The organism is Streptosporangium sp. NPDC050148 (assembly GCF_055586505.1).
The window spans coordinates 1-10,223 of record NZ_JBVJIA010000052.1; the positions used below are offsets into that span (position 1 = coordinate 1).

The 10,223-nt window shown below is 67.0% G+C and carries 6 protein-coding genes; all 6 read left to right on the forward strand.

Annotated features, from left to right (window positions below; all coding sequences use genetic code 11):
- On the forward strand, nt 1–1,385 hold a 1,385-nt coding region (locus ACZ6RT_RS35245; protein WP_470158344.1), incomplete at its 5' end, for a DNA-directed RNA polymerase subunit beta.
- 24 nt (nt 1,386–1,409) lie between these two features.
- A complete protein-coding gene (locus ACZ6RT_RS35250; RefSeq protein WP_470158345.1) occupies nt 1,410–5,297 on the forward strand; it encodes a DNA-directed RNA polymerase subunit beta' in 3,888 nt (1,295 codons plus the stop codon).
- Nucleotides 5,298–5,811: 514 nt separating this feature from the next.
- Nucleotides 5,812–6,183, forward strand: coding sequence for a 30S ribosomal protein S12 (rpsL, locus tag ACZ6RT_RS35255; protein ID WP_012887826.1), 372 nt, complete (start codon nt 5,812–5,814; stop codon nt 6,181–6,183).
- Between the two features lie 2 nt (nt 6,184–6,185).
- Entirely contained in the window at nt 6,186–6,656 is a 471-nt protein-coding gene (gene rpsG / locus ACZ6RT_RS35260; RefSeq protein ID WP_179819699.1) for a 30S ribosomal protein S7, read from the forward strand.
- Nucleotides 6,657–6,743: 87 nt separating this feature from the next.
- Complete coding sequence (gene fusA, locus ACZ6RT_RS35265; RefSeq protein ID WP_399186088.1) at nt 6,744–8,792, forward strand: elongation factor G; 2,049 nt, start codon at nt 6,744–6,746, stop codon at nt 8,790–8,792.
- Nucleotides 8,793–8,921: 129 nt separating this feature from the next.
- Entirely contained in the window at nt 8,922–10,115 is a 1,194-nt protein-coding gene (gene tuf, locus ACZ6RT_RS35270; RefSeq protein WP_399185735.1) for an elongation factor Tu, read from the forward strand.
- The last annotated feature ends 108 nt before the right edge of the window (nt 10,116–10,223 follow it).

The following is a 10,223-nucleotide window of genomic DNA, read 5'->3' on the forward strand; positions in this document are numbered from 1 at the left end:
TGGGCAAGAACCTGCTGGTGGCGTTCATGCCGTGGGAGGGTCACAACTACGAAGACGCGATCATCCTGTCGCAGCGCCTGGTGCAGGACGACGTGCTGTCCTCGATCCACATCGAGGAGCACGAGGTCGACGCCCGCGACACCAAGCTGGGCCCTGAGGAGATCACCCGCGACATCCCCAACGTCTCCGAGGAGGTGCTGGCCGATCTCGACGAGCGCGGCATCATCCGCATCGGCGCCGAGGTCGTGCCCGGGGACATCCTGGTGGGCAAGGTCACGCCCAAGGGCGAGACCGAGCTGACCCCCGAGGAGCGGCTGCTGCGGGCGATCTTCGGTGAGAAGGCCCGCGAGGTGCGCGACACCTCGCTGAAGGTGCCGCACGGCGAGCAGGGCAAGGTCATCGGGGTGCGGGTCTTCTCCCGCGAGGAGGGCGACGAGCTTCCCCCCGGCGTCAACGAGCTGGTGCGCGTCTACGTGGCGCAGAAGCGCAAGATCACCGACGGTGACAAGCTCGCGGGCCGGCACGGCAACAAGGGCGTCATCTCCAAGATCCTCCCGGTCGAGGACATGCCCTTCCTGGAGGACGGCACGGCCGTCGACATCATCCTCAACCCGCTGGGCGTGCCCGGCCGGATGAACGTCGGCCAGGTGCTGGAGACCCACCTGGGGTGGATCGCCGCCCGCGGCTGGGACATCTCCGGCATCGAGGAGGCGTGGGCCGAGCGCCTGCGCGACAAGGGCTTCGCCGAGGTGGAGCCGCGTACCAACATGGCGACCCCCGTCTTCGACGGCGCCAACGAGGAAGAGATCATCGGTCTGCTCGACAACACCCTGGTCAACAGGGACGGCGGGCGCATGGTCGGCGCGAACGGAAAGGCCCAGTTGTTCGACGGGCGTTCCGGCGAGCCGTTCCCGCACCCGATCTCCGTGGGTTACATCTACATCCTGAAGCTGCTCCACCTGGTCGACGACAAGATCCACGCGCGGTCGACCGGCCCGTACTCCATGATCACCCAGCAGCCGCTCGGCGGTAAGGCCCAGTTCGGCGGCCAGCGCTTCGGTGAGATGGAGGTCTGGGCCCTGGAGGCCTACGGCGCGGCGTACGCGCTGCAGGAGCTGCTGACCATCAAGTCCGACGACGTCCTGGGCCGGGTGAAGGTCTACGAGGCGATCGTCAAGGGCGAGAACATCCCCGAGCCGGGCATCCCGGAGTCGTTCAAGGTCCTCATCAAGGAAATGCAGTCGCTGTGCCTGAACGTCGAGGTGCTCTCCAGCGACGGCATGTCCATCGAGATGCGCGACACCGACGAGGACGTCTTCCGCGCCGCGGAGGAGCTCGGCATCGACCTGTCCCGGCGCGAGCCGAGCAGCGTCGAAGAGGTCTGATCTAGAAGCTGAGGGGGATTACAAGTGCTCGACGTCAACTTCTTCGACGAGCTTCGGATCGGCCTCGCGACCGCCGACGACATTCGCCAGTGGTCGCACGGTGAGGTCAAGAAGCCCGAGACCATCAACTACCGGACGCTCAAGCCCGAGAAGGACGGACTCTTCTGCGAGAAGATCTTCGGCCCGACCCGGGACTGGGAGTGCTACTGCGGCAAGTACAAGCGCGTCCGCTTCAAGGGCATCATCTGTGAGCGCTGCGGCGTCGAGGTGACCCGTGCCAAGGTGCGCCGCGAGCGGATGGGCCACATCGAGCTGGCCGCTCCGGTCACGCACATCTGGTACTTCAAGGGCGTCCCGTCCCGTCTGGGATACCTGCTCGACCTGGCCCCGAAGGACCTCGAGAAGGTCATCTACTTCGCGGCCTACATGATCACGCATGTCGACAAGGAGATGCGCGAGCGCGACCTGCCGTCGCTGGAGGCGAAGATCTCCGTCGAGCGGCAGCACGTCGAGCAGCGCCGTGACTCCGACATCGAGGCCCGCCAGCGCAAGCTGGAGGCCGACCTGGCCGAGCTCGAGGCCGCCGGGGCCAAGGGCGACCAGCGCCGCAAGGTGCGCGAGGGTGCCGAGCGTGAGATGCGGCAGCTGCGCGACCGGGCCCAGCGCGAGCTGGACCGGCTGGACGAGGTCTGGAGCCGTTTCAAGAACCTCAAGGTCCAGGACCTGGAGGGCGACGAGCTGCTCTACCGCGAGATGCGCGACCGCTTCGGCCGCTACTTCCGCGGTGGCATGGGCGCCCAGGCCATCCAGGAGCGGCTGACCAACTTCGACCTCGCCCTGGAGGCCGAGAACCTCCGCGAGACGATCCGCAGCGGCAAGGGCCAGAAGAAGGCCCGCGCGCTCAAGCGTCTCAAGGTCGTCTCGGCGTTCCTGAACACCCGCAACTCGCCCAACGGCATGGTCCTGGACTGCATCCCGGTCATCCCGCCGGACCTGCGCCCCATGGTGCAGCTCGACGGTGGCCGGTTCGCGACCTCGGACCTGAACGACCTCTACCGCCGGGTGATCAACCGGAACAACCGCCTCAAGCGGCTTCTCGACCTCGGCGCGCCCGAGATCATCGTGAACAACGAGAAGCGGATGCTCCAGGAGGCCGTCGACGCGCTGTTCGACAACGGCCGCCGCGGCCGCCCGGTCACCGGACCCGGCAACCGCCCCCTGAAGTCCCTCAGCGACATGCTCAAGGGCAAGCAGGGCCGGTTCCGCCAGAACCTGCTGGGCAAGCGAGTCGACTACTCCGGCCGTTCGGTCATCGTCGTCGGCCCGCAGCTGAAGCTGCACCAGTGCGGCCTGCCCAAGCAGATGGCGCTGGAGCTGTTCAAGCCGTTCGTGATGAAGCGCCTGGTGGACCTGAACCACGCGCAGAACATCAAGTCGGCCAAGCGGATGGTCGAGCGTGCCCGGCCGGTCGTGTGGGACGTCCTCGAAGAGGTCATCACCGAGCACCCCGTGCTGCTCAACCGCGCGCCCACCCTGCACCGCCTGGGCATCCAGGCCTTCGAGCCGCAGCTGGTCGAGGGCAAGGCCATCCAGATCCACCCGCTCGTGTGCACCGCGTTCAACGCGGACTTCGACGGTGACCAGATGGCCGTGCACCTGCCGCTGTCGGCCGAGGCGCAGGCCGAGGCCCGCATCCTGATGCTGTCCACCAACAACATCCTCAAGCCGGCCGACGGCAAGCCCGTGACCATGCCCACCCAGGACATGATCATCGGTCTGTACTCGCTGACCACGCTCAAGGACGAGGACGAGAACGGCGCCGGCAGGGGCCGGGTCTTCGGCTCGGTGTCGGAGGCGCTCATGGCCTTCGACCGCCGCGAGCTGGACATCCAGTCGCTGATCCAGATCCGGATGAAGGGCGACGTCCCGCCGCCCCGCGACTGGACCGCCCCCGAGGGCTGGGAGCCCGGCGACGGGTACCGCCTGGAGACCACCCTGGGCCGGTGCCTGTTCAACCAGACGCTCCCGGCGAACTACCCGTACGTGAACTCGCAGGTCGGCAAGAAGCAGCTCTCGGTCATCGTCAACGAGCTGGCCGACAAGTACCCCAAGGTCGAGGTCGCGGCGGCGCTCGACGCCCTCAAGGACGCCGGCTTCTACTGGGCGACCAGGGCCGGTGTGACGATCTCCATCGAGGACGTCATCGCGCCGCCGAACAAGGCCGAGATCATGGAGACGTACGAGCGCCGGGCCGACAAGGTCCAGCGGGAGTACGAGCGCGGTCTGATCACGGACGAGGAGCGCCGTCAGGAGCTCATCGAGATCTGGACGCACGCGACCAGTGACGTGACCGACGACATGCAGAAGGCGTTCCCGAAGACCAACCCGGTCTGGATGATGGTCCAGTCGGGCGCCCGAGGGAACCTGATGCAGGTCCGGCAGATCTCCGGCATCCGCGGCCTGGTGTCCAACACCAAGGGTGAGACGATCCCGCGTCCGATCAAGGCCTCGTTCCGCGAGGGCCTGTCGGTGCTGGAGTACTTCATCTCCACCCACGGCCAGCGGAAGGGTCTGGCGGACACCGCGCTGCGGACCGCCGACTCCGGCTACCTGACCCGTCGTCTGGTGGACGTGGCGCAGGACGTCATCGTCCGCGAGATCGACTGCGGCACCGACCGCGCCGTGCCGCTGCACGTCGCCGACCGCGACGCCCAGGGCAACCTGGTCAAGGCGGAGAACGCCGAGAGCAACGTGCACGGCCGCATCCTCGCCGAGGACGTGGAGGTGGACGGCAAGGTCGTCGTGCCGATGGGCGTCGACATCAACGACGCCCACGTCACCGCCCTGGTCGAGGCCGGTGTGGAGACCGTCAGGACCCGCAGCGCCCTCGTCTGCGAGGCCAAGATCGGTGTCTGCGCCACCTGCTACGGCCGCTCGCTGGCCACCGGCAAGCTCGTGGACGTCGGCGAGGCGGTCGGCATCATCGCCGCCCAGTCGATCGGCGAGCCCGGCACCCAGCTGACGATGCGGACCTTCCACACCGGTGGTGTGGCGGGCGCCGACATCACCCACGGCCTGCCCCGTGTCACCGAGCTGTTCGAGGCGCGCGTCCCCAAGGGCGTCGCCCCGATCAGCGAGGCCGAGGGCCGGGTCCGCGTCGACGAGACCGACAAGACGCGGAAGATCGTGGTCGTCCCCGACGACGGCTCCGAGGAGGTCGCGTACCCGGTGTCGATGCGGTCGCGGATGCTCGTCTCCGACGGGCAGCGGGTCGGCGTCGGCCAGCAGCTGATCGCCGGTGCGGTCAACCCCAACGAGGTGCTGCGCATCCTCGGCCCCCGCGCCGTGCAGCTGCACCTGGTGGCGGAGGTCCAGCAGGTCTACCGCTCGCAGGGTGTGTCGATCCACGACAAGCACATCGAGATCATCGTGCGGCAGATGCTCAAGCGCGTGAACGTGCTGGAGTCCGGCGACGCCGACATGCTGCCCGGTGAGCTCGTCGAGCGGCCGCGCTTCGAGCGGATCAACCGCGAGTGCGTGGCCGAGGGCGGCACGCCGGCCTCGGGTCGCCCGGTGCTGATGGGCATCACCAAGGCCTCGCTCGCCACCGAGTCCTGGCTGTCGGCGGCGTCCTTCCAGGAGACGACCCGGGTGCTCACCGACGCGGCGATCCACGCCAAGTCGGACTCGCTGCTCGGTCTCAAGGAGAACGTCATCATCGGAAAGCTCATCCCGGCGGGTACGGGCATGCCCCAGTACCGCAACATCCGGGTCGAGCCCACCGAGGAGGCCAAGGCCGCGATGTACACGGTCGGCGGCTACGACGGCTCCGCGGCCGACTACACCTTCGGCTCGGGCTCCGGCGAGGCCGTGCCGCTGGAGGAGTACGACTTCGGTCAGTACAACCGCTGAGCGAGCACGCCCGGCACAGTGATCGAGACGGCGCCCGGTCCCCGCGAGGGGGCCGGGCGCCGTCCGTCTTGACCGGAACGTTGCGGCCCAAGCCGTACGTCAATGCGGAGAACGACCGGAGAAGTGTCCGGGGGCGGGTAAACTTCGGTGTGGACCCGGACGTGGACGGTCGGAAACCGGTCACGGGAGCCAGGGCACGGATGCGGGCGCGCGTGACGGCGCCCGGCCAGTGCGGTCGTTTTGACGTGTTGCACTGGGCTGGGTAGTCTTTCCCTTCGTGCCCATGTCTTCATGGGTCCTCATGCGTGCGCGTCGACGGTTTCCCATCGAGGAGTCGGCAGGGGCGCCGTGTGGCCTCCTCCAGCGGATCGTTCCTTTCCGGGACGTGGTACGACACCCCGCGACACGCCCGAACGCGTGGGTCGGAGGAGCTGGAAGAACCGCAGGTCATGACACCGGCAGTACCTGCAAATGCACCACATTCGAATAACCGGCTAGCACGAACGGAGACGCGGTGCCCACGATTCAGCAGCTGGTCCGCAAGGGCCGCCAGGACAAGGTCACCAAGACCAAGACCCCGGCGCTCAAGGCCAGCCCTCAGCGACGCGGCACCTGCATGCGCGTTTACACCACGACCCCGAAGAAGCCGAACTCCGCCCTCCGCAAGGTGGCGCGTGTCCGGCTGACCAACGGCATCGAGGTCACGGCTTACATCCCCGGTGTCGGTCACAACCTCCAGGAGCACTCCATCGTGCTCGTCCGTGGTGGGCGTGTGAAGGACCTTCCGGGTGTTCGCTACAAGATCATCCGTGGTTCGCTCGACACCCAGGGTGTCCGCAACCGCAAGCAGGCCCGTAGCCGTTACGGCGCGAAGAAGGAGAAGTAGGAATGCCTCGCAAGGGTTCTCCTGGCCGTCGTCAGCTCATGGCCGACCCGGTTCACAACTCGCCCCTGGTCACCGCTCTGATCAACAAGGTGCTCCTGGACGGCAAGCGATCCATCGCCCAGTCCATCGTGTACGGCGCCCTCGAAGGCGCCAGGGAGAAGACCGGCAACGACCCGGTCGTCACCCTCAAGCGCGCGCTGGACAACGTCAAGCCCACCCTCGAGGTCCGCAGCCGCCGTGTCGGTGGCGCGACCTACCAGGTCCCGGTCGAGGTGCGCGCGGCGCGCAGCACCACCCTGGCCCTGCGCTGGCTGGTGCAGTACTCCCGCGCCCGCCGCGAGAAGACCATGACCGAGCGTCTGATGAACGAACTGCTCGACGCCAGCAACGGCCTCGGCGCAAGCGTCAAGAAGCGCGAGGACACCCACAAGATGGCCGAGTCCAACAAGGCCTTCGCCCACTACCGCTGGTAACAGCGGGTTCGACGAGACGACGAGGACGCGAGAGAAGTGGCCACCACGACCGCTCTTGACCTGGCCAAGGTCCGAAACATCGGGATCATGGCCCACATCGACGCGGGCAAGACCACGACGACCGAGCGCATCCTGTTCTACACCGGTATCAACTACAAGATCGGTGAGGTCCACGAGGGCGCAGCCACGATGGACTGGATGGAGCAGGAGCAGGAGCGTGGTATCACCATCACCTCCGCTGCCACCACCTGCGAATGGCTCGGCCACACGATCAACATCATCGACACGCCGGGTCACGTGGACTTCACGATCGAGGTGGAGCGTTCGCTCCGCGTCCTCGACGGTGCCGTCGCCGTGTTCGACGGCGTCGCCGGTGTCGAGCCGCAGTCCGAGACGGTCTGGCGTCAGGCCGACCGCTACGAAGTACCCAGGATCTGCTTCGTCAACAAGATGGACCGGGTCGGCGCGGAGTTCCACCGCTGCGTCGACATGATGGTCAGCCGCCTGAACGCGACCCCCGCCGTCATCCAGCTTCCCTGGGGCGTCGAGGCCGACTTCAAGGGCGTCATCGACCTGGTCAAGATGAAGGGCCTGCTCTGGAGCGCCGAGGCGGCCAAGGGCGAGATGTACGAGACCGTCGACATCCCGGCCGAGCACGCCGAGGTCGCCCGCGAGTGGCGTGACAAGCTCGTCGAGACCGTCTCCGAGAACGACGACGAGCTGATGGAGCTCTTCCTGGAGGGCGTCGAGCCCACCGAGGAGCAGCTGGTCGCGGCCATCCGCCGCGCCACGCTGAAGAGCGTCATCAACCCGGTCCTGACCGGCACCGCGTTCAAGAACAAGGGCGTCCAGCCCCTGCTCGACGCGATCGTCGCCTACCTCCCCGCCCCGATCGACATCGCGGCCTTCAAGGGCCACGCGGTCGGCAAGGAGGACGAGGTCATCGAGCGTCACGCCGACGTGAACGAGCCCTTCTCCGCGCTCGCATTCAAGATCATGAGCGACCAGCACCTGGGCCGTCTCACCTACATCCGCATCTACTCGGGCACGCTCGAGACCGGCACCGCCGTGGTCAACTCGGTGAAGGGCCGCAAGGAGCGGATCGGCAAGATCTACCAGATGCACGCCAACAAGCGCGAAGAGCGCCCGTCGGCCGTCGCCGGTCAGATCGTCGCCGTGATGGGTCTGAAGGACACCACCACCGGTGACACCCTGTCGGACCCGGCTCATCCCGTGGTCCTGGAGTCGATGAACTTCCCGGCGCCGGTCATCAGCGTCGCCATCGAGCCCAAGACCAAGGGTGACCAGGAGAAGCTGGGCACCGCGATCCAGCGTCTGGCCGAGGAGGACCCGTCCTTCCAGGTCCGTCGTGACGACGAGACCGGGCAGACGGTCATCTGGGGTATGGGCGAGCTCCACCTGGAGATCCTCGTCGACCGGATGCGCCGCGAGTTCAAGGTCGAGGCCAACATCGGCCGGCCTCAGGTGGCCTACCGGGAGACCATCCGCCGCAAGGTGGAGAAGGTCGACTACGTCCACAAGAAGCAGACCGGTGGTTCGGGCCAGTTCGCCAAGGTCATCATCGACATCGAGCCGCTGGGCGAGGGCAACGACGGTTACGAGTTCTCGAACAAGGTCTCCGGTGGCCGCATCCCGAGGGAGTACATCCCCTCGGTCGACGCGGGCGCCCAGGAGGCGGCCGAGTTCGGTGTCCTGGCCGGCTACCCCATGGTCGGGGTCAAGGTCACCCTGCAGGACGGTGCCTACCACGAGGTGGACTCGTCCGAAATGGCCTTCAAGATCGCCGGCTCGATGGCCTTCAAGGAGGCCGCGCGCCGTGCGGACGCCGTAATCCTGGAGCCGATGATGGCCGTCGAGGTCACCACGCCCGAGGACTACATGGGTGACGTCATCGGTGACCTCAACGGTCGCCGCGGGCAGATCCAGGCGATGGACGAGCGCTCCGGCGCCCGGATCATCAAGGCGCTCGTGCCGCTCTCTGAGATGTTCGGCTACGTGGGAGACCTCCGTAGCAAGACGCAGGGACGCGCGAGCTACAGCATGCAGTTCGACTCCTACGCGGAAGTGCCTGCGCACATCGCCAAGGAGATCGTCGCGAAGGTGCGGGGCGAATAAGTCCGGCATCCGTTCCGGGTGCGGGAGACGGGGAGACCCGCCTCCCGCCACCGGAGGGGTGCGGGGCGCACAAGCCCGGCATCCGTTTTTGAAGACGCAAGTCACGTCAGAATCTCTAAGGAGAGAGCAGTGGCCAAGGCCAAGTTCGAGCGGACCAAGCCGCACGTAAACATCGGCACCATTGGGCACATCGACCACGGCAAGACCACTCTGACCGCGGCGATCACCAAGGTGCTCCACGAGCGTTTCCCGAACCTCAACGAGGCGACCCCGTTCGACAAGATCGACAAGGCGCCCGAGGAGAAGGCTCGTGGTATCACGATCTCCATCGCGCACGTCGAGTACCAGACCGAGAAGCGCCACTACGCCCACGTGGACTGCCCCGGTCACGCCGACTACGTGAAGAACATGATCACCGGTGCGGCTCAGATGGACGGCGCGATCCTCGTGGTCGCCGCCACCGACGGTCCGATGCCGCAGACGAAGGAGCACGTCCTCCTGGCCCGCCAGGTCGGCGTCCCCTACATCGTCGTGGCCCTCAACAAGTCCGACATGGTGGACGACGAGGAGATCCTGGAGCTCGTCGAGCTCGAGGTCCGCGAGCTTCTCTCGGCCCAGGAGTTCCCCGGCGACGACCTGCCGGTCGTCCGCGTCTCGGCGCTGAAGGCGCTCGAGGGCGACTCCAAGTGGGGCGACTCGATCATCGAGCTCATGACCGCCGTGGACGAGAACGTCCCCGAGCCGACCCGTGAGACCGAGAAGCCGTTCCTGATGCCGATCGAGGACGTCTTCTCGATCACCGGTCGTGGCACCGTCGTCACCGGCCGTATCGAGCGCGGTGTCGTCAAGGTCAACGAGACCGTCGACATCATCGGCATCAAGGAGACCAAGACCACCACCACGGTCACCGGTGTCGAGATGTTCCGCAAGCTGCTCGACGAGGGCCAGGCGGGCGACAACGTCGGTCTGCTCCTCCGTGGCATCAAGCGCGAGGACGTCGAGCGCGGCCAGTGCATCATCAAGCCGGGCACGACCACCCCGCACACCGAGTTCGAGGCCCAGGTCTACATCCTGAGCAAGGACGAGGGCGGCCGCCACACCCCCTTCTTCAACAACTACCGCCCGCAGTTCTACTTCCGCACCACCGACGTGACCGGCGTGGTGAACCTCCCCGAGGGCACCGAGATGGTCATGCCGGGCGACAACACCGAGATGAACGTCCAGCTCATCCAGCCCATCGCGATGGAGGACGGTCTCAAGTTCGCCATCCGTGAGGGTGGCCGCACCGTTGGTGCGGGTCGAGTGACCAAGATCATCAAGTAGTACGATCGCGGAGTGGGGGGGGGGGGGGGGGGGGGGGGGGGGGGGGGGGGGGGGAGGGGGGGGGGGGGGGGGGGGGGGAGGGGGGGGGGGGGGGAAGAGAGGAGAAGC

What these genes read in the sequence shown, in the direction of transcription:
- rpsG (WP_179819699.1), top strand. Translation starts at nt 6,186, where the DNA reads ATGCCTCGCAAGGGTTCTCCTGGCCGTCGTCAGCTCATGGCCGACCCG.
- fusA (WP_399186088.1), top strand. Translation starts at nt 6,744, where the DNA reads ATGGCCCACATCGACGCGGGCAAGACCACGACGACCGAGCGCATCCTG.